Source organism: Sphaerotilus sp. FB-3 (assembly GCF_023706025.1).
Lineage (GTDB): Bacteria > Pseudomonadota > Gammaproteobacteria > Burkholderiales > Burkholderiaceae_C > Sphaerotilus > Sphaerotilus sulfidivorans.
In genome coordinates this window covers 65,485-83,307 of the sequence record NZ_BQWE01000018.1, presented here as the reverse complement: position 1 = coordinate 83,307, position 17,823 = coordinate 65,485, and the positions used below count along the sequence as shown (strand labels likewise).

18 protein-coding genes are annotated in these 17,823 nt (G+C 69.1%); 9 read left to right on the top strand and 9 right to left on the bottom strand.

The window, feature by feature from the left end:
- Positions 1-87 precede the first annotated feature (87 nt).
- Complete coding sequence (locus NFT33_RS11015; protein WP_251675293.1) at positions 88-3,141, top strand: L-glutamate gamma-semialdehyde dehydrogenase; 3,054 nt, start codon at positions 88-90, stop codon at positions 3,139-3,141.
- A 48-nt stretch (positions 3,142-3,189) separates the two neighbouring features.
- The gene (locus NFT33_RS11010) at positions 3,190-4,770 is read left to right on the top strand and encodes an ATP-binding protein (RefSeq protein WP_251675291.1); all 1,581 of its coding nucleotides are present in this window, start codon (positions 3,190-3,192) and stop codon (positions 4,768-4,770) included.
- Between the two features lie 39 nt (positions 4,771-4,809).
- On the opposite strand, the gene NFT33_RS11005 is transcribed toward NFT33_RS11010, so the two are convergent.
- Positions 4,810-5,052, bottom strand: a complete 243-nt coding sequence (locus NFT33_RS11005) for a BrnA antitoxin family protein (RefSeq protein WP_251675288.1) — start codon at positions 5,050-5,052, stop codon at positions 4,810-4,812.
- A 69-nt stretch (positions 5,053-5,121) separates the two neighbouring features.
- Here NFT33_RS11005 and proC point away from each other — a divergent pair, with 69 nt between their 5' ends.
- Positions 5,122-5,958: a pyrroline-5-carboxylate reductase gene (gene proC / locus NFT33_RS11000; protein WP_251675286.1), complete on the top strand. Its 837-nt coding sequence runs from the start codon at positions 5,122-5,124 to the stop codon at positions 5,956-5,958.
- A 32-nt stretch (positions 5,959-5,990) separates the two neighbouring features.
- Positions 5,991-6,455: a DUF1643 domain-containing protein gene (locus NFT33_RS10995; protein ID WP_259373334.1), complete on the top strand. Its 465-nt coding sequence runs from the start codon at positions 5,991-5,993 to the stop codon at positions 6,453-6,455.
- 297 nt (positions 6,456-6,752) lie between these two features.
- On the opposite strand, the gene NFT33_RS10990 is transcribed toward NFT33_RS10995, so the two are convergent.
- The 3 genes from NFT33_RS10990 to NFT33_RS10980 all read right to left on the bottom strand — a co-directional run bounded on the left by NFT33_RS10990 (position 6,753) and on the right by NFT33_RS10980 (position 9,177).
- Positions 6,753-7,532 carry a DUF1828 domain-containing protein gene (locus tag NFT33_RS10990; protein ID WP_251675282.1) on the bottom strand — a complete coding sequence of 260 codons (780 nt, stop codon included), beginning with the start codon at positions 7,530-7,532 and terminating at the stop codon, positions 6,753-6,755.
- Positions 7,529-8,005 carry a hypothetical protein gene (locus tag NFT33_RS10985; RefSeq protein WP_251675280.1) on the bottom strand — a complete coding sequence of 159 codons (477 nt, stop codon included), beginning with the start codon at positions 8,003-8,005 and terminating at the stop codon, positions 7,529-7,531. Before NFT33_RS10985 ends, NFT33_RS10990 begins: the two co-directional genes overlap by 4 nt.
- A 254-nt stretch (positions 8,006-8,259) precedes the next feature.
- Positions 8,260-9,177: a LysR family transcriptional regulator gene (locus tag NFT33_RS10980; RefSeq protein ID WP_251675278.1), complete on the bottom strand. Its 918-nt coding sequence runs from the start codon at positions 9,175-9,177 to the stop codon at positions 8,260-8,262.
- A gap of 96 nt (positions 9,178-9,273) precedes the next feature.
- On the opposite strand from NFT33_RS10980, the gene NFT33_RS10975 reads away from it, so the two are divergent.
- Positions 9,274-9,657, top strand: a complete 384-nt coding sequence (locus NFT33_RS10975) for a nuclear transport factor 2 family protein (RefSeq protein WP_251675276.1) — start codon at positions 9,274-9,276, stop codon at positions 9,655-9,657.
- A gap of 220 nt (positions 9,658-9,877) precedes the next feature.
- Complete coding sequence (locus NFT33_RS10970) at positions 9,878-11,152, top strand: Glu/Leu/Phe/Val family dehydrogenase (protein WP_251675274.1); 1,275 nt, start codon at positions 9,878-9,880, stop codon at positions 11,150-11,152.
- Here NFT33_RS10970 and NFT33_RS10965 read toward each other — a convergent pair.
- Positions 11,143-11,607 (bottom strand): RES family NAD+ phosphorylase, encoded by a 465-nt coding sequence (locus NFT33_RS10965; RefSeq protein ID WP_149504100.1) that lies wholly within the window; start codon positions 11,605-11,607, stop codon positions 11,143-11,145. The two genes, NFT33_RS10970 and NFT33_RS10965, sit on opposite strands and share 10 nt — an antisense overlap.
- A gap of 13 nt (positions 11,608-11,620) precedes the next feature.
- Positions 11,621-11,998, bottom strand: coding sequence for a type II RES/Xre toxin-antitoxin system antitoxin (gene parS / locus NFT33_RS10960; protein WP_149504101.1), 378 nt, complete (start codon positions 11,996-11,998; stop codon positions 11,621-11,623).
- A 196-nt stretch (positions 11,999-12,194) separates the two neighbouring features.
- Here parS and NFT33_RS10955 point away from each other — a divergent pair, with 196 nt between their 5' ends.
- Positions 12,195-12,707 (top strand): hemerythrin domain-containing protein, encoded by a 513-nt coding sequence (locus tag NFT33_RS10955; protein ID WP_251675272.1) that lies wholly within the window; start codon positions 12,195-12,197, stop codon positions 12,705-12,707.
- Positions 12,708-12,741: 34 nt separating this feature from the next.
- Here NFT33_RS10955 and ylqF read toward each other — a convergent pair whose 3' ends face one another.
- A complete protein-coding gene (ylqF, locus tag NFT33_RS10950) occupies positions 12,742-13,758 on the bottom strand; it encodes a ribosome biogenesis GTPase YlqF (RefSeq protein WP_220786966.1) in 1,017 nt (338 codons plus the stop codon).
- Positions 13,759-13,854: 96 nt separating this feature from the next.
- On the opposite strand from ylqF, the gene NFT33_RS10945 reads away from it, so the two are divergent.
- Positions 13,855-14,085, top strand: coding sequence for a hypothetical protein (locus tag NFT33_RS10945; RefSeq protein WP_251675270.1), 231 nt, complete (start codon positions 13,855-13,857; stop codon positions 14,083-14,085).
- A gap of 37 nt (positions 14,086-14,122) precedes the next feature.
- On the opposite strand, the gene sbcB is transcribed toward NFT33_RS10945, so the two are convergent.
- A complete protein-coding gene (sbcB, locus tag NFT33_RS10940; protein WP_251675268.1) occupies positions 14,123-15,589 on the bottom strand; it encodes an exodeoxyribonuclease I in 1,467 nt (488 codons plus the stop codon).
- A 47-nt stretch (positions 15,590-15,636) separates the two neighbouring features.
- A complete protein-coding gene (locus NFT33_RS10935; RefSeq protein WP_251675266.1) occupies positions 15,637-16,584 on the bottom strand; it encodes a DNA ligase in 948 nt (315 codons plus the stop codon).
- Between the two features lie 209 nt (positions 16,585-16,793).
- Between NFT33_RS10935 and NFT33_RS10930 the strand changes: the two genes are divergently transcribed.
- Positions 16,794-17,780: a coiled-coil domain-containing protein gene (locus NFT33_RS10930; protein WP_251675264.1), complete on the top strand. Its 987-nt coding sequence runs from the start codon at positions 16,794-16,796 to the stop codon at positions 17,778-17,780.
- Positions 17,781-17,823 lie beyond the last annotated feature (43 nt).

The following is a 17,823-nucleotide window of genomic DNA, read 5'->3' as shown; positions in this document are numbered from 1 at the left end:
TCCGGTCTTCGTCCCCGATTTTGGCGAGTTATTCGACATCGTGGCGAATACGCTGGAGACCTTTCCAACGCCGCCGAGACCGCCGCCATGAACGCCCTGACCGACCTCCCCGCCCCGGCCGCGCTGGCCGCCACCTTCTCCGACCGCCTGCCGGCGCCGGTGCGCGACGAGTCGCAGCAGGTCGCGCGGCTGCTGGCCGAACTGAACGGCCGGCTCGACTGGGCGGCGGTGATCGCGCTGGGCACGCCGTGGGTGGACGCGGTGCGCCGGCACCCGGCGCCGTTCTGGGCGATGGAATCGCTGCTGCGCGAATACCCGATCTCCAGCGCCGAAGGTCTGGCGCTGATGCGCCTGGCCGAGGCGCTGCTGCGCGTGCCCGACACCGAGACCGCGCTGGCGCTGACCGCCGACCAGCTCGGCCGCGCCGACTTCGCAGCGCACACCCACGACGGTCAGGACCACGCGCTGATGAGCCACCTGGCGGCGCAGGCCATCGAGCTGTCGAAGAAGATGCTGCCCGGCGACGAGGCCATCGGCCAGCGCGCCGGCCTGCTGCAGCGCCTGGGCGCCAAGACGGTGGTGGCGGCCACGGTGCGCGCGATCCAGCTGCTGGGCCGCCAGTTCGTGCTCGGCCAGAACATCGGCGAGGCGCTGGACCGCGCCGCGGCCAACCACCGCGAGCACCGCCTGCTGCGCCACAGCTTCGACATGCTGGGCGAAGGCGCACGCACCGACGCGGACGCGCAGCGCTACGCCGGGTCGTATGCCGACGCGATCCGCGCGATCGCCGCGCGGGGCCGCGCCAGCCGCCCGGAGGACGGCGACGGCATCTCGATCAAGCTCTCGGCGATCGACCCGCGCTATGAGGCGGCCCAGTTCGCCACCGTGCAGCGCCGGATGATGCCGCGCCTGCTTGCGCTGGTGGACGCCGCGGCCAGCGCCAACCTGAATCTCACCATCGACGCCGAGGAGACCGAGCGGCTGGAGCTGTCGCTGGCGGTGCTCGACGCCACCGCGGCGCATGTGGCGCAGCGCTTTCCCACCTGGCGCGGCCTGGGCCTGGCGGTGCAGGCCTACCAGACCCGCGCGCCGGAAATGGTCGAGGCGGTCATCGAGATCGCGCGCCGCCACGGCCTGCGGCTGATGGTGCGCCTGGTCAAGGGCGCCTACTGGGACGGCGAGATCAAGCGCGCGCAGGAAATGGGCCTGTCGGGCTATCCGGTCTGGACCGACAAGCGCCACACCGACCTGAGCTATCTGGCCTGCGCGCAGCGCCTGCTGGCTGCCGCCGAGATCTACCCGCAGTTCGCCACCCACAACGCCGGCACCATCGCCGCGATCCTGGAGATGGCGCGTGCGGCCGGGCGCGTCGGCGCCGATCCGGGCTTCGAGCTGCAGCGCCTGCACGGCATGGGCGAAGGCATCCACCGCGAGGTGCTCAAGCGCGCGGACGCGCCGCCGCTGCGCATCTACGCGCCGGTGGGCGAGCACCGCGACCTGCTGGCCTATCTGGTGCGCCGGCTGCTGGAGAACGGCGCCAATTCCTCCTTCGTGCACCAGCTGGCCGACGAGGCGGTGTCGATCCCGGCGCTGCTGGCCTCGCCGTTGCGCGCCGCCGCCCCCTCGACGCTGCCGCTGCCGCGCCGGCTCTATGGCGAGTCGCGTGTCAACGCGCTGGGCGTCGATCCGGGGGTCGAGCGCGAGCGCCTGCCGCTGCTGGCCCGCCTGGCGGTGCCGATGCCCGCAGCGCCGACCGACGACAGCGCCGCCTCGGCCGCGCTGGCGATGGACGCGCTGCACCGCGCCCAGCCCGGCTGGAACGCGGTGCCCCTGGGCGAGCGCTGCGCCGTGCTGCGCCGCGCCGCCGACCTGATGGAGCGCCAGATGACCGAGCTGGTGGCGCTGCTGGCGCAGGAAGGCCGCAAGACCTTCGGCGACGGCGTGGCCGAGGTGCGCGAGGCCATCGACTTCTGCCGCTACTACGCCGAGCAGGCCGAAGCCCGCCTGGCCCCGCAGGCCCTGCCCGGCCCGACCGGCGAGAAGAACGAGCTGCGCCTGCACGGCCGCGGCGTCTTCGTCTGCATCAGCCCGTGGAACTTCCCGCTGGCGATCTTCGCCGGCCAGGTGGTGGCGGCGCTGGTGGCGGGCAACACGGTCGCGGCCAAGCCGGCCGAGCAGACCCCGCGCAGCGCGCGCCGCTGCGTCGAGCTGCTGATCGAGGCCGGCCTGCCGGCGGACGCGATCCGCCTGGTCTGCGGCCCCGGCGAGACGGTGGGCGCGGCGCTGGTGGCGCATCCGCGCTGCGCCGGCGTGTGCTTCACCGGCTCGACCCAGGTCGCCAAGATCATCCAGCGCCAGCTCGCGATGGGCGACGGCCCGATCGTGCCGCTGATCGCCGAGACCGGCGGCCTGAACGCGATGATCGTCGACTCCAGCGCGCTGCCCGAGCAGGTGGTGGACGCGGTGGTGCAGAGCGCCTTCCGCTCGGCCGGCCAGCGCTGCTCGGCGCTGCGGCTGCTGCTGGTGCACGAGGGCGTGGCCGACAAGGTCACCGAGATGATCGCCGGCGCGATGGCCGAGCTGGTCTGCGGCGACCCGGCCGACGCGGCCAGCGGCTGGTCGGTCGACGTCGGCCCGGTGATCGATGCCGAGGCGCATGCCGGCCTGTCGGCGCAGGTCGCGCGGCTGGAGCGCGAGGCGCGCCGGGTCGCCCGCACCGCGATGGACGCGCGCTTCAACGCGACCCACATCGCGCCGGTGGCCTTCGAGCTGAAGTCGGTCCAGGAGATGAAGCAGGAGATCTTCGGCCCGGTGCTGCACATCGTGCGCTGGAGCGGCCCGGTGGACGCGGTGGTCGATCAGGTCAACGCGCTGGGCTACGGGCTGACGCTGGGCATCCACACCCGCATCGACGATCGCGCCCACCGCATCGCCGAGCGTGCGCGCGTCGGCAACGTCTATGTCAACCGCAACATGATCGGCGCGGTGGTGGGCGTGCAGCCCTTCGGCGGCGAAGGCCTGTCGGGCACCGGCCCGAAGGCGGGCGGCCCGCACTACCTCTACCGCTTCTGCGGCGAGCAGACGCTGACGGTGAACACCGCGGCGGCGGGGGGCAATGCGGCGCTGCTCGCGGGGGAGTGAGTGCAGCCGGCCGTGATGGCCACCATCACGCCCCCCTACACTGCCCCCATGGACACCCCCACCGCCCCACGCCGCCGCCTGCCCATCGGCATCCAGAACCTGCGCGAGATCCGCGAGGGCGGTCATTACTACGTGGACAAGACGGGGATGGCGATCGACCTGATCGCGTCCGGCAAGCACTTCTTCCTCAGCCGCCCGCGCCGCTTCGGCAAGAGCCTGCTGGTCGACACCTTCAAGGAGCTGTTCGAAGGCAACCGCCCGCTGTTCACCGGCCTGGCCGCCGAGACCCGCTGGGACTGGTCGAAGCGCCACCCGGTCATCCGCATCAGCTTCGGCAACGGCGTGCTGCACGGCCGCCGCGAGCTGGAGCGGCGCATCCGCAGCCACCTGCGCGACAACCGCGCCGCCCTGGGCCTGCCGCGCCCGGACGACATCGACCCCGAAGACACCTCCGACGACTTCGCCGGCCTGATCCAGCAGGCCCGCCGACAGCACGGCGCGGGCGTCGTCGTGCTGGTCGACGAGTACGACAAGCCGATCCTGGACAACCTCGACGACCCGGCCGTCGCCCGCGAGATGCGCGACGGCCTGCGCAACTTCTACGCCGTGCTCAAGGATGCCGACGCGCACCTGAAATTCGTCTTCCTCGCCGGCGTGTCCAAGTTCAGCAAGGTCAGCCTGTTCTCCGGACTGAACAACCTGACCGACATCACGCTCGATGCACAGTACAGCGCCCTGTGCGGCTACACCGACCACGACCTGGACACTGTGTTCGCGCCCGAGCTGCCCGGACTCGACCGCGAGGAAATCCGCCACTGGTACAACGGCTACAACTGGGCCGGCGCCAGCGTCTACAACCCCTTCGACGTGCTGCTGCTGCTGCGCAATCGGCTGTTCCGCGCCTACTGGTTCGAGACCGGCACGCCCACCTTCCTGGTGCAGCTGCTCAGCGCACGCCGCTTCTTCACGCCCGACCTGGCACGCCTGCACAGCAGCATGACGCTGCTGTCGAGCTTCGATGTCGACCACATCGCCACCGAGGCGCTGCTGTTCCAGACCGGCTACCTGACGATCCATGACGTGCGCCAGCCGGTGCTGGGCAAGTGGATGTACACGCTGGGCTATCCGAACCGCGAGGTCGAGAGCAGCCTCAACGAAGCACTGCTGCCCGCCTACGGGGTGCCGGGCGAGGCAGCCGCGGTGGCGCAGGAGGAGGTGATCGAGGCATTGCGACGCGGCGAGCCCGGCGCGCTGCAGCCGCTGCTGCACGCCCTGTTCGCCAGCATTCCCAGCGACTGGTACCGCAAGAAACCGCTGGCCGGCTTCGAGGGCCACTACGCCAGCGTGTTCTACAGCCACCTCGCCGCGCTCGGCCTGGACCTGCGCGTGGAAGATGCCACCAACCACGGCCGCATCGACCTGACGCTGAGCTTCGCCAGCCAGATCTTCCTCTTCGAGTTCAAGGTGGTCGACGACCAGCCCGACGGCAGCGCACTCGCGCAGATCCATGCCCGGGGCTACGCCGACAAGTACCGCAGCCAAGGCCAGACCCTTCACCTGATCGGCATCGAGTTCAGCCGGGCGGCGCGCAATGTCGTCGGGTTCGAGGTCGAGACGCTCCAGCCATAGACTGCCCCGTCCCCGCCGGGCGCTGTGGTCCTGGTCGGGTCAGATGCGCCCGGCCAGATGCAGCGAGGCGCGCAGCATGTCGTTGATGCGCGTCTGCCAGCCGTCGCCGCTGGCGCGCAGCGCGGCCAGCACATCGGCGTCCAGGCGCAGCTTCACCGGCTCCTTGGTGACGGCCTGCGTGGTGCCGGCGGGGCGCCCGCGGCGACGCGCCTCGATCTGCTCGGGCGTGTGGGCCAGGCCCTGCCCGGCACCCGCCTCGGCCAGCGATATGAATGACCCCATGGCGGCGTGCGCCCTGAGGACGCTCGGCGCCACAGACTCGCCCGCCCCTCGGACATACACTTCCCCGCCATGACACACGACGCCCCCACCTCCACCTCCCCCACCCTCGCCTTCATCGGCGGCGGCAACATGGCCACCGCCATCCTCGGCGGTCTGGTGCGCAGCGGCACGCCCGGCGCCAACCTGATCGTGCTCGACCCGAACGCCGAGCAGCGCGCCCGGCTGGAGCGCGACTTCGGCGTGCGCACGCTGGCCGCGGCCGACGCCACGCTGTCCGAGGCCGACGCGGTGGTCTGGGCGGTCAAGCCGCAGAGCTTCCGGGACGCGGCCGCGCCGTGCGCGCCCTTCGTGGCCGGCGCGCTGCACCTGTCGGTGATGGCCGGCATCCGCAGCGACGCCATCGCCCAGGCCACCGGCTCGGACCGCGTGGTGCGCTCGATGCCCAACACGCCGGCGCTGATCGGCCAGGGCATCTCGGGCCTGTACGCCCGCCCGGCGGTGAGCGCGGCCGAGCGCGCCCAGGTCGAGGCGATGCTTGCGCCCACCGGCGCGGTGCTGTGGGTCGCGCAGGAAAGCGATCTGGACGCGGTGACGGCGTTGTCGGGCTCCGGCCCGGCCTATGTCTTCTATTTCATCGAATCGATGATGGCCGCCGCCGAGCGCATGGGCCTGTCGGCCGAGCAGGGCAAGCAGCTCGCGCTGGCCACATTCGGCGGTGCCACCGAGCTGGCGCGCCGCTCCGACGAGACGCCGGCGGTGCTGCGCGAGCGCGTCACCTCCAAGGGCGGCACGACCTATGCCGCGCTGACCACGCTGGATGCGCGCGAGGTCAAGACGAGCTTTGTCGACGCGATGCTGGCGGCGCAGAGCCGCGCGCGTGAGCTGGGGGATGAGTTCGGGCGGTGAGATTCGAGGGGGCTGTTCGGCGGCACGAAGCGATGCAGTGCGACGCGCTCCTGAGCCCCTGCAGACGCTACCGCTACGCGCTCTGGCGCCGCTGGGGCGAAGGGCCACCCGCGATGTTCATCGGCCTGAACCCGAGCACCGCTGACGAGACCGACGACGACCCCACCATCCGGCGCTGCGTCGCGTTCGCACGATCCTGGGGTCATGGCGCGCTGTGCATGGCCAACCTCTTTGCCTACCGCGCCACGCAGCCGGCCGACATGCTGGCGCAAGACGACCCGGTCGGGCCGGAAAACGACGCCTATCTTCAGAAGCTGGCCGCCGAGGCCGGCATGGTGGTCGCGGCCTGGGGCGTTCACGGCACCCACCGCGGCCGGCACAACGTGGTGCGCGCCATGCTTCCCGCCCTGCACTACCTGCGGCTGACGAAGGACGGACACCCCGGTCATCCGTTGTATCTGCCTGCCAGCCTGCGACCGGTGGTGTGGATTAGGTGACGGTACACCGTAAACGCCCCTGCAAGTAGATAGCCGCAACAAAGACCGGTTGTAGTTTTGCAGTCCGCACCCTGTTCTCCCTGTCAGTAGCTGGTTTCGTGTGCTTTGTCTAGATTGTTTGAACGATGCTCAGGAGAGTTTCTGGAAGACCCGCCCTGAGAGGTTTTGTTGACTTCGCGGGGATGCCTTTGTAGTCCAGGTTAACCGGCGCCGGAGCGCGAAGCGCGGAGGGCACCAACACTGGCCATGAAAATGCCGAAGGCATGGCCAGTGTTGGCGTCCGCGTTGAACCGACAGTTAGGAATTGACACGCCGACCAATTTTCCGCCGGATGTCATCTTGAGCATCTAGGGATGCGATCATTTCGCCCCCTGCATTCGACAGTCTGGCTAAGTCAGGTCTGGGAATTTGACTTTGATCGGAGAAAATCAACACTGAGTCGAAAGCTGCTCGCGCCCGGAGCAACCGCTCAATGACAATTGTTGCAAGCCGAGCTTTATCTTTGCTTGGGATGCCAAAGATAAACAACGGGTCCGCTTTTCCATCAATCTTAAAGTCGATGGGGTAGTCGGCGGCATTTTCCATGCCTGGGTAGATGTAGTCCCGAGTTACCTGTTCGTCGTCAACTATTCCGGAAATTATTTCCGCCAAGTCCTCGTAAAACGTTGACTCTGTTCTGGTTCTGTTTAGAAACGTGAGATCAGTGATGCTATTGATCGCTTGGCCAAATTTGAAAATGGCTGCCCCAATTTTTCCAGGCATGGTTTCAACATACAACTCTCCATTGGATTCAAAAATCCCATGTTGAGTTAGAACTTGATCGAAAATCTTTCCTCTTGTGCCCTGCCTAAACTTGTCTATGTCATTTTCGTAGCTCAAGTGCATCATCGTATGCCCGGCATCAGATAGCTTGACAGAGCCGCTTGATAGCTCTGACAAATAAATGATGTATGGATCGCCATCCGGGAACGAAAATGGTGTCCGAATCATAAGCCGGCCACCTTTTTTGACGAGCTTGACGTCAGCGCACATCAAAGCGCATAGCGACTTTTGCAGCTCAAGTGTGTTGACGGTCATTTGAATAAATCCGGATGATCTTCTTCTGTTTTTAGGCCACTTATTTTACAGTCTGTTGTCAAACAATGCAATGCCCCGTTTACGGTGCTGTATCGCGTGGTTTCCTCGGCATAACCCTCAGGCTTTTTCCCCGCCTTGATATACCGCTCGGTTGCTCTATGGATATGACATGCAAAACCAAGCTCAGTCTCTTCGAGGTGGTTTGGATGGTAATGACTGGATCCGTTATATCGGACTAACGTTATCGCCTCGCCGCTTGGCATATGCCACAGCAGCCCACACGAAAAGTCATCGTCAACCAATTTACTTTGACGAACATACAGGGTGTATTCTTGTCCGTCGGGGCTGGCGACTTTATAGTTTCTTTGCGTGTGGCTGCCTTTATCGACCTCTTTTGATTGAGGATTGGTCACACGCTTGTTTGAAGCAAGAATCGAGCTGATTTTTTCGTCCGTCAGTGATTCGTATCCCATTGCTAGTCTCTCTCTGAAATTTCTAACTCAATTTAGACAGCAGTTCTTGTTGCCGTAACAGCCACTTGCAGACTTTCCCCTACACCTGTGCCGCGCACAAGCCCTTGTCGCACAAGGACTGTTTCAATCGTCTGCATGTTTTCACTCCCGTAAAAATCGCCCCCCAAACCCTGCAGCAGGATTTGACGTTTACGCCGTCGTTGTGACAGCGTGCCAGCATAGCGATTGCCGATTTTTTCGCCTAAGGACTTATTTCACACTCCGGCAGCCACCTCCGCCGCCACCCGCCCCGCCTGACCCAGCAGATGCTCGCGGAACACCCGCGCCACCGGGCTGAGCGCGCGGCCCTGGCGGTGGACCACATGCCAGTGCCCGACCAGCGGGAAGCCGGCCACGGGCAGCACCTGCACGCCATGCTCGCGTGCACGCCCGTGCAGCGTGTGGGCCGAGAGCACCGACAGGCCCAGGCCGCCGGCCACCGCTTCCTTGATCGCCTCGTTGCTGCCCAGCTCCAGGCGCAGCTGGGGCCGGAAACCGGCGGCGCGGAAATGCGCGTCGGCGGCCATGCGGGTGCCTGAGCCGCGCTCGCGCAGGATGAAGCGCTCGCCGGCCAGGTCGTCGAGCGTCAGCGCCTCGGCCTGCGCCAGCGGGTGATCGCCCGGCGCGATCAGCACCAGCGGGTTGGGCAGGAAGACCGCGTCGTCCAGCGCCAGATCAGTGGGCGGCATCGACATGATCGCCAGATCGTCGCGCTGCTCGCGCAGGCGCTGCACCACGCCGTCGCGGTTGAGCACCTCCAGCCGGATGTCGATGTCCGGGTACTGCGCGCAGAAGCTGCCCAGCAGGCGCGGCACGAAATACTTCGCGGTGCTCACCACCGCCACCCGCAGCCGCCCGCTGGCCAGCCCCTTCCACGCCGCGAGCTGCTGCTCCCAGTCGATCCAGTCGTCGAGCATGCGCCGGGCGGTGGCGGCCAGCGCCTCGCCGGCCTCGGTCAGCTGCACCCGCCGGCCGACCAGCGTGTAGAGCGGCAGCCCGGCCGCCTCCTGGATCTCGCGCAGCTGCATCGACGCGGTCGGCTGCGTCACATGCAGCGCGCGCGCCGCGGCGCTGACGCTGCCCTGCTCGGCCAGCGCGAGAAAGAGACGGAGCTGGCGGAAGGTGGTGTTCATAGAGTCAAGTCTATGTTGTGCCGCACAAGAATCGATTTTTCCTGAAGTCAAGGCGCTTCTAGCATCGCGGCCATGACTTCTTCTACCCAGACCCCGATGAACACCCCCCGCGGCGTGCTCGACCGCTGGATGCAGGCCGTCAACCACGGCGATGTCAAGACGCTGCTCGACCTCTACGACCCGCAGGCCGTGCTGATCCCGACCTTCTCGAACCGGCTGCTGAACACGCCCGAGAAGCTGCGCGACTATTTCGAGAAGCTCGGCAGCCGCGAGGAACTCAGCATCGCGCTGCACGAGAAGACGCTTCTGGTGCAGGAACTGCCCGGCCGGCTCTTCACGCTGGGCGGCATCTACAACTGGCGCTTCATGGTCGACGGCGAGCTGCTGAACTTCGAGGCGCGCTTCAGCTACGTCGTCGACCTCGCCCGCCCGCAGCCGATCCTGCACCACCACTCGTCGCAGATTCCGCGCATGCTGTGAGTTCGTACCGGGCCGCCTCATGGTTGCCCCGAATGGATGCACCCGCACGGTGCATGTCAGCACCTCGTCAGCCAGGCGAGGAATCCATGCACATCTTGCATGGAGTCGACGGAAACCGGATCGCCTCCTTGTCTACAGTGACGCCGATGACGTGCCGCACGAGCCCAACAGGCTCAAAAACGGCTCGATCTTCATCGAACTCGCCACAACGAGGCTTTTCATGCACGACACGCTTTCCTTCATCACGCCCGACCCGCACAGCGCCTGGGGCACCTACCTGTCCCAGGTCGACCGGGTGCTGCCCTACCTCGGCCCGCTGGCACGCTGGGGCGAGACGCTCAAGCGGCCCAAGCGCGCGCTGATCGTCGACGTGCCGATCGAGATGGACGACGGCACGGTGCGCCACTTCGAGGGCTACCGCGTGCAGCACAACCTCAGCCGCGGCCCCGGCAAGGGTGGCGTGCGCTACCACCCGGCGGTGACGCTGGAAGAGGTGATGGCGCTCTCGGCCTGGATGACGGTGAAGAACGCCGCGGTCAACCTGCCCTACGGCGGCGCCAAGGGCGGCATCCGGGTCGATCCGCGCCAGCTCTCGCACAAGGAACTCGAGCGCCTGACCCGGCGCTACACCAGCGAGATCGGCCTGGTCATCGGCCCGCAGCAAGACATCCCGGCGCCGGACGTGGGCACGAACCCGCAGGTCATGGCCTGGATGATGGACACCTACTCGATGAACGTCGGCGCCACCGCCACCGGCGTGGTCACCGGCAAGCCGGTGCATCTGGGCGGCTCGCTCGGTCGGGTCAAGGCGACCGGCCGCGGCGTGTTCGTCACCGGCCGCGAAGCCGCGCGGCGCATCCATCTGAACCTGGACGGCGCGCGGGTGGCGGTGCAGGGCTTCGGCAATGTCGGCTCGGCCGCGGCCGAGATGTTCGTCGGCGCCGGCGCGAAGATCGTCGCGGTGCAGGACCACACCGGCACGATCGCCAATCCGGCCGGCATGGACATGGGCACGCTGATGGAGGTGGTGCGCCGCGACGGCGGCGCGGGCGCCTTCACGCAAGCCGAGCGCATCGACGACGAGGCCTTCTGGGACACCGACTGCGACATCCTGATCCCGGCCGCGCTGGAAGGCCAGATCACGCTGGCGCGCGCCAACCGCCTGAAGGCGCGTCTGGTGCTGGAGGGTGCCAACGGCCCGACCCATCCGGACGCCGACGATGCGCTGGCCGAGCGCGGCATCCTGGTCGTGCCCGACGTGATCTGCAACGCCGGCGGTGTCACGGTGTCCTACTTCGAGTGGGTGCAGGACTTCTCGTCCTTCTTCTGGACCGAGGACGAGATCAACCTGCGCCTGGACAAGATCATGGTGGATGCGCTGCGCCGCATCTGGGACACCGCCGACCGCCACAAGATCACGCTGCGCACCGCCACCTTCGCGGTGGCCTGCGAGCGCATCCTGATGGCGCGCCAGGAGCGCGGGCTCTACCCCTGAAGCAGCCGCGGGTCGAAGGTGAACGGCGTGTCGTCGACGACACGCACGCGCTCGATGCCGGGATGACGCGGATTGAGCAGCAGATTGCGCTCGATCGGAATCACCGCCGACGGCACGCTCAGCGCCACGCTGCGCCGCGACATCAGCCAGTCGGTGCCGAGCGCGGCCAGCTCGTCGGGCGCCGGCACCTGGATCCAGCGGGCCGGCAGGTCGGCCACCTCGACCCGCTCGATGCCGATGTCGTCCGGCAGCTCGATCGTCAGCAGACGCAGATCGTCGGGCGCGTCGAGCGGATCGACATGCACCAGCACCTCCAGCGCAGCCAGCGCCGCCGAGCTGGCCGCATAGACGATCGGCCGCCCCCGCCGGTGCCAGCGCCCGCTGGCGTGGAGCCCGCCGATCCCTTCCAGCGCCGTCGCGGCAAACGGCTGACGGCACAGGCGCCAGACCTTCAACGCCCGCCCCGGGTCAGCTGAAGATGCCGTGATCGAGGCGCACCAGCACCTCCGCGACCTGGTGCGCGCCGATGTCGGTGTCGAGCAGGTCGAACGGCACCTCGCCGCCGAGCGCCCGGTTGGGCGACTTCAGCCAGCGACGCGCCTTCTCGGCCGAACCGAGCACCTCGGTGGCCTGCTCGATCGTGCGCGACAGTCGGTAGAGCCGGTCGGACTCCTGCGGCGTGAAGCGGTGCTCGGTCTTGCGGCGGGCCAGCGTGCGCAGCGGAATGCCGAGCACCTGGGTGATCTGCTGCGGCGCCATGTCGAGCTGCGTGGCGACCGACTCGAAGACCGAGTACGGCAGGCCCTGGCGCACGGCGTTGCGGGTGTCGATCAGGAGGTTGGCCATGTGGCCATGGTAGCACTGCCAAACGGCACGAATCCAGCGTGCCGGGATGACGGCGGGCTGCACCGGTTATCCTCGCCCGCTTGCCCGGCATCAAGCGCGCCGGACCGCTCGCCTGCTAGGGTGGACGGTCTGCACGGCTGTGCCGCCCGTGTCCCCTGCTTCGCGTCCCGCCCCTTCCCGCCAGGAAGCCGCCACCATGTCCGAGATCACCGCCGCGATCGCCTGGAACGATCAGCTCCTCAACCACCACCCCGAGATGGATGCGACGCACCGCGAGTTCGTCGACCACCTCGCGCAGGTGCAGGCCGCGCTCGCGGGCCCGCAGGACGCGCTGCTGGCGCGCTATGACGCGATGCTCGAGCACACCGTCGAGCACTTCGCGCAGGAAGACCGCTGGATGAAGGACCTGGGCTTCAGCGCCGACAACTGCCACAGCTCGCAGCACGGCCAGGTGCTGGCGGTGATGCGCGAGGTGCGCCGCCAGCATGCCGAAGGCCAGAGCGACCTGATCGGCCGGCTGCTGCCCGAGCTGATGACCTGGTTCGAGAACCACGCCCAGGCCGCCGATGCGGGACTGGCGGGCTCGATGGAGGACGTCGGCTACGACGTCAAGAGCGGCGTGATGACCAACCCGCCGCGCGGCGGCGCCACCGCCGAGAACGGCGAGCCGGTGACCGAGAACAGCGGCTGCGGCAGCTCGAGCTGCTGAGCGCCAGCCGCCCCGGCCCGCGCGCCGGGGCACATCAGGCCTCGCCGCCGCCGCCGCCTTCGCTGTCGCTGTCGCCTTCGCTCTCGCCGGAGGTGTCGCCGTCGGGCTGCGCATCGCGCGAGGAGCGGCCGCGGCGGTTGCGCTTCTTCTCCAGCCGCTCGGCCTGCAGCGCGGCCTCGGCCTGCTCGGCGGCCGCCGTCAGCGCCAGGTGCTCCTCGGGCAGCTCCAGCGTGATGCGCCCGAGCAGGCCGGCGCGGAATTCATGCAGCACGATCTCGGCGGCCTTCTGCAGATTGATGCGCCCGCCCGAGAGCACCGCGCCGCGCTTCCTGCCGATGGCGATCAGCATCTCGGCGTCGTTCATCGCCGCGGTGTCGGCCGCCTGCAGCTTGTAGCGCGCCTCGAGCGCGCCGGGATAGTCGCGGCGCAGCCGGCCGATCAGCACCTCGGCGACCACCTCTTCCTCGATCGCGTTGCGGCCGACCGCGCCGGTGGCGGCCAGGTGGAAGCCGCATTGCTCGACCAGGATCTTCGGCCACAGCATGCCGGGCGTGTCGAACAGATAGAAGTCCTTGGCCAGCGCGATGCGCTGCTCGGTCTTGGTGATGCCCGGCTCGTCGCCGGTCTTGGCGGCGCGCTTGCCGGTCAGCGTGTTGATCAGCGTCGACTTGCCGACGTTCGGGATGCCGCAGATCAGCACCCGCATCGGCTTGTCCAGGCCGGTGCGGTTGGGCTTGAGTTCGCGGCAGGCGGTGATCAGGCGCTGCGCCGGCGCGGTGACGCTGGCGTCCAGCCCGATCGCGCGGGTGCCGGGCTGGCTGTTGTAGTGCGCCAGCCAGGCCTCGGTGCGCGCCGGATCGGCCAGATCCTGCTTGTTGAGCACCTTCAGCGTCGCCCGGTCCTGGGTCAGGCTGGCGATCAGCGGATTGGCGCTGGAGCCGGGCGCACGCGCATCGAGCAGCTCGATCACCACGTCGATGCCGTCCTTCACACGCGCGAGGATGGCCTGACGCGTCAGGTGCATGTGACCGGGGAACCACTGGATGGCCATGTCGAGACTCCTTTTTCTGGCGGGCGCGGTGAGCAGGCGCGGGAGTGTGCCACCACCGCGGCGGGCCTGCGCGCGCGCAGCAGCTACGATCGGCGCATGGCAATCAAGACCTATACCCTCGAAGTCCAGCGCTACAAGGCCGCCGCGAGCACGCACGGCCTGGTCAATGTCAAGTTCGACGCCCTGCTGGTTCCCCGCAACACGCCCGAGGGCCAGGAGTCCTCGCACATGCTGAGCATGAGCGAGGCCGACGCGCGCACGCTGATGATGCTGCTGAAGGCGCAGCTCTCCGAGTTCGACAAGAAGAAGGCGCGCAGCCAGCGCTGAAGGCCAGAGCCCGACCGGGGCCGCGGGCCGCCCGCCCTCAGCCCAGATCCGGCGCGATCTGCTCGCCGTAGTCGACCAGCGCGCCGAGCAGATCCATCGCGGCCTCGTCGTCCTCGCGCTCGGCCGCCAGCGCGTCGATGCGCTCCTGGAAGCGCTGCAGCGTCATCGCGCCGGCCTGGCCCTCGATCAGCCGCGCGGCGCAGTGCGCCTGCCAGCGTGCGCGCTCCTCGTCGGTCAGCGTGGCGGGGAAGTTGCGGGCGCGGTAGCGCCAGACCACCTCGTCCAGCCGCTCGTCGTCGAAGGCCGGGGCGCGGCCCGCGCTGGCCGCCCACTGCGCCTCGCTCAGGCCGCGCAGCCGCGCGAGCCGGCGCCGGTCCTCGTGGTCCAGGAAGCCGCTGTAGAGGCTGGCGTCGGCGTCGGGCAGGCCTTCCGCCTCGGGCCGCGCGAAGACCTCGGCCCAGATGCCGCCGAGCGTGCGCACCTGCGTCGCGGCGATCTCGGCATGGCGCGCGCAGGCGTCCAGGTCCAGCCCCCAGTGCGCGGCGCGCTCAGGCGTCAGCGTCTTCAGGTTGGAGATGACGATCGGGCACTTGTTGATGTGGATGGTCTTGACCGGCAGCCGGGTCACGCCCTCGGGCAGCGCGTCGGCGCGGGTGAACAGGCGCAGGCGCAGCGTCTCGGCGTCCAGCCCCAGCAGCTCGGAGGGGTCGTGCGAGAGATCCCAGACGATCAGCTCGTTGCGGTTGGTCGGGTGGGTGGCCAGCGGCCAGACCAGTGCCAGCCCGCCGCGCTCGACGCCGTACATGCCCGAGACATGCAGCAGCGGCCGCCCCTGCGACTGCGCGCGGGTGATCTCGGCCTGCACCGCCTCCTTCCTGCGCAGGCCCAGGCAGAAGTCGAACAGCCGCGGCTGCGCCTGGCGCAGCGCCCGCGCCAGGCCGATGGTGGCGCGCACGTCCGACAGCGCGTCATGCGCGTCTTCATGCACGATGCCGTTGGCCACGCTCAGGTCTTCCAGCCGGAAGGACGGCCGCCCGTCCGGATGGCGCGGCCAGTTCATGCCTTCCGGCCGCAGCGCCCAGGCGCAGCGCACCACGTCGACCAGATCCCAGCGGCCGCAGCCGTTCTGCCACTCGCGCGCATAGGGGTCGATCAGGTTGCGCCAGAACAGGTGGCGGGTGAACTCGTCGTCGAAGCGCAGCGTGTTGTAGCCCAGCGAGACGGTGCCGGGCCGGGCCATCTCGGCCTCGATCGCGGCGGCGAAGGCGTGCTCGGGCAGGCCTTGCGCCAGCGCCTGCTGCGGCAGGATGCCGGTCAGCAGGCAGCTTTCCGGGTCCGGCAGGTAGTCCGGCGCGGGCTGGCAGAAGTGCATGACCGGCGCCCCGATCTCGCGCAGCTCGGCGTCGGTGCGGATCGCGGCGAACTGCGCGGGACGATCACGGCGGGGATCGCGCCCGAAGGTCTCGTAGTCGTGCCAGAGGAAGGTGAAGTCTGCGTCGGCCATGCCCGGCACCTTAACCGATCCGGCCGCCAGCCCCGCCGGGTGCGCACTCACGGCTCCCCGCCGATGCGCAGGAAGCTGGGAAAGCGCGGCAGGCCGTGGCGGGTCTGGCCGCGGCAGCTGTAGACGATGCGGCTGCCCACCGGCGGCGGCGCGGCGCGCTGCGCATCGCTGAAGCCGGTGCCGATCAGGAAGACGGTGCCGTCGGCATTGCGCACCTGCAGCGCGCCCATCAGGCCCGACAGCCGGCCCTCGCCCGGGGTGTGGCCGATGACCACCGCCTCGTCCTCCTGCACCGGCTTGAGCTTGAGCAGCCAGTCGGTGCGCCCGGCGACAAAGGGCGCGTCGGCACGGTGCAGCATCAGGCCCTCGCCACCGGCGGCGACCACCTCGTCGAGCCAGGCCCGCAGTGCCTCGCGGCTCTCGATGCGCCGCTGCTCGACGGCCACCAGCTGCGGCCAGTCCTGCTGCGCGACGATCTCGACCAGGCGCGCGACACGCTCGTCGAAGCGGCCGCCGCCACGCGGCAGCTCGAAGATCAGGTAGACCACCTGCGCCCAGTCGGCCTCGACCGGACGGCGCCGGCGCACCAGCGCCGAGACCGCATCGAAGCGCCCGTGCCCGCGCCCGAGCCAGAGCTCGCCATCGAGCGGCACCTGCGCCGGCAGCCGCGCCAGGAAGGCCGGTGGCGCCTGGATGATCTGGCCGTGACGGGTGCGCAGCGCGCGGCCATCCCAGACCGCACGCACGCCGTCGTACTTCTCGCTGACCAGATGGCCGGCCGGGTCGATGTCCGGCGGCGCCATGCGCGCCAGCGTGACGCCGAAGCGCTCGCCGGGCCGCGGCTCCGGATCCGTCAGCGAGGGCGGCACCGCCAGCACCTTCCAGACCACGCCGAACCAGCCGCCCAGCAGCGCCAGCCCTGAGCGCAGGCCGAGACGCCGTCCGCGCCGGTGCGCCGCCCTGTCTGCTGCCCTGTCTGCTGCGTCATCTGCCATGGGAGCCTCCTGCAGATCTGCGACGAATGTCCGCCGCCATGCCAACTTCATCACACCACCACCGATGCAGGGCATGCTGTTCGCGGTACCTGATCGCCCGGATCCCTCCATCGGGGGACAGGGAAACCAAGGTTGCAAAAATGAAACCATGGTGAACGACCGCGACAGCATGCGGACCGGAAATGAGCAGAACCGAGAATGCGCCCGCCATGCCCCGCCTCCTGTCGTCGCCTCCGGCCCGGATCCTGCTGCTGCCTGTGCTGCCTGTGCTGCCTGTGCTGCCTGTGCTGCTCCTGCTGCTGTCGCTTGTCCTGGGCAGCCTGCCCCGGCCGGTCCGAGCCGAGCCTGCGCCCTCCAGCCCGGTCACGGCGGACCCCACGCCCGCAGTCCTGCCGGCGTCAGGCGATCTGCTGGAGGCACTGCCGCCGCCGGCCGCCGGCCCGCCGGCTCCGCCACGGCAGGCCGCGCCGGACAACACCACGGACGCAGCCACGATCTGCACCGCGCTGGCACGACGCTGCGAGAGCATCGAGACCGACACGCAGGCGCGGGCACGGCAACGCCAGGAGCTGGAGCGGCTGCAGCGCCAGATCGAGCAGACCCGCCGCCTGCTCGACGACGAGCAGCGCCAGCTCGACACGCTGCGCCAGCAGGCCGACCGCGAGCTGCGCGAGCTGCAGAGCGTCCGGCGCCAGCTCGAGGTCAACCGGCGCGAGATCGAGCGCCATCTGCAGCGCCAGACGCTCGAGTCGGAGCAGCTCGAGCAGGAGCAGCTGCGCAGCGCCGAGGAGCTGCGCCGCCATGCCACGCTCGCCTCGCTGCGCGAGCACCGCCTGCTGGTGGCCGGGCTGATCCGCGCCTCGCTGGAGCTGCTTCGCCCAGGTCCGCAGCCGGCCCCCCGGCAGGATCCCGATCCCGGCCGGCTGTTCATGCATCAGGTGGCCGAGTCCGGCTTTGCGCCGGTCGATGTGCAGCAGCTGCTGCGCAGCCAGCTCGCCCGGCCGCCGCAGCCCGACAGCGCGCCGGTGCGCGAGCAGCTCGCGGCCCGGCTCGGGCTGATGCAGCGCCATCTGGCGGTGGCCGAACGCATCGCCGCCTCGCTGCGCGATCCGGCGCAGCGCGCCCGGGTGCAGGACAGCCTGAAGGCCGAACAGTCGGCCCATGCGCTGCTGCTGCGCCACGCCGCGCGGCGCTGAGGCCGGCGCCACCCGCCCGCATCTCCCCGCCATGCCAAAATCG

What these genes read in the sequence shown, in the direction of transcription:
- NFT33_RS10930 (WP_251675264.1), top strand. Translation starts at nt 16,794, where the DNA reads ATGCCCCGCCTCCTGTCGTCGCCTCCGGCCCGGATCCTGCTGCTGCCT.
- sbcB (WP_251675268.1), bottom strand. Translation starts at nt 15,589, where the DNA reads ATGGCCGACGCAGACTTCACCTTCCTCTGGCACGACTACGAGACCTTC.
- NFT33_RS10990 (WP_251675282.1), bottom strand. Translation starts at nt 7,532, where the DNA reads ATGACCGTCAACACACTTGAGCTGCAAAAGTCGCTATGCGCTTTGATG.
- NFT33_RS11005 (WP_251675288.1), bottom strand. Translation starts at nt 5,052, where the DNA reads ATGGGGTCATTCATATCGCTGGCCGAGGCGGGTGCCGGGCAGGGCCTG.
- NFT33_RS10975 (WP_251675276.1), top strand. Translation starts at nt 9,274, where the DNA reads ATGAACACCCCCCGCGGCGTGCTCGACCGCTGGATGCAGGCCGTCAAC.
- NFT33_RS10995 (WP_259373334.1), top strand. Translation starts at nt 5,991, where the DNA reads ATGCAGTGCGACGCGCTCCTGAGCCCCTGCAGACGCTACCGCTACGCG.
- NFT33_RS10970 (WP_251675274.1), top strand. Translation starts at nt 9,878, where the DNA reads ATGCACGACACGCTTTCCTTCATCACGCCCGACCCGCACAGCGCCTGG.
- NFT33_RS10955 (WP_251675272.1), top strand. Translation starts at nt 12,195, where the DNA reads ATGTCCGAGATCACCGCCGCGATCGCCTGGAACGATCAGCTCCTCAAC.
- NFT33_RS10985 (WP_251675280.1), bottom strand. Translation starts at nt 8,005, where the DNA reads ATGGGATACGAATCACTGACGGACGAAAAAATCAGCTCGATTCTTGCT.
- NFT33_RS10935 (WP_251675266.1), bottom strand. Translation starts at nt 16,584, where the DNA reads ATGGCAGATGACGCAGCAGACAGGGCAGCAGACAGGGCGGCGCACCGG.
- ylqF (WP_220786966.1), bottom strand. Translation starts at nt 13,758, where the DNA reads ATGGCCATCCAGTGGTTCCCCGGTCACATGCACCTGACGCGTCAGGCC.
- NFT33_RS11010 (WP_251675291.1), top strand. Translation starts at nt 3,190, where the DNA reads ATGGACACCCCCACCGCCCCACGCCGCCGCCTGCCCATCGGCATCCAG.
- parS (WP_149504101.1), bottom strand. Translation starts at nt 11,998, where the DNA reads ATGGCCAACCTCCTGATCGACACCCGCAACGCCGTGCGCCAGGGCCTG.
- proC (WP_251675286.1), top strand. Translation starts at nt 5,122, where the DNA reads ATGACACACGACGCCCCCACCTCCACCTCCCCCACCCTCGCCTTCATC.
- NFT33_RS10980 (WP_251675278.1), bottom strand. Translation starts at nt 9,177, where the DNA reads ATGAACACCACCTTCCGCCAGCTCCGTCTCTTTCTCGCGCTGGCCGAG.
- NFT33_RS10945 (WP_251675270.1), top strand. Translation starts at nt 13,855, where the DNA reads ATGGCAATCAAGACCTATACCCTCGAAGTCCAGCGCTACAAGGCCGCC.
- NFT33_RS11015 (WP_251675293.1), top strand. Translation starts at nt 88, where the DNA reads ATGAACGCCCTGACCGACCTCCCCGCCCCGGCCGCGCTGGCCGCCACC.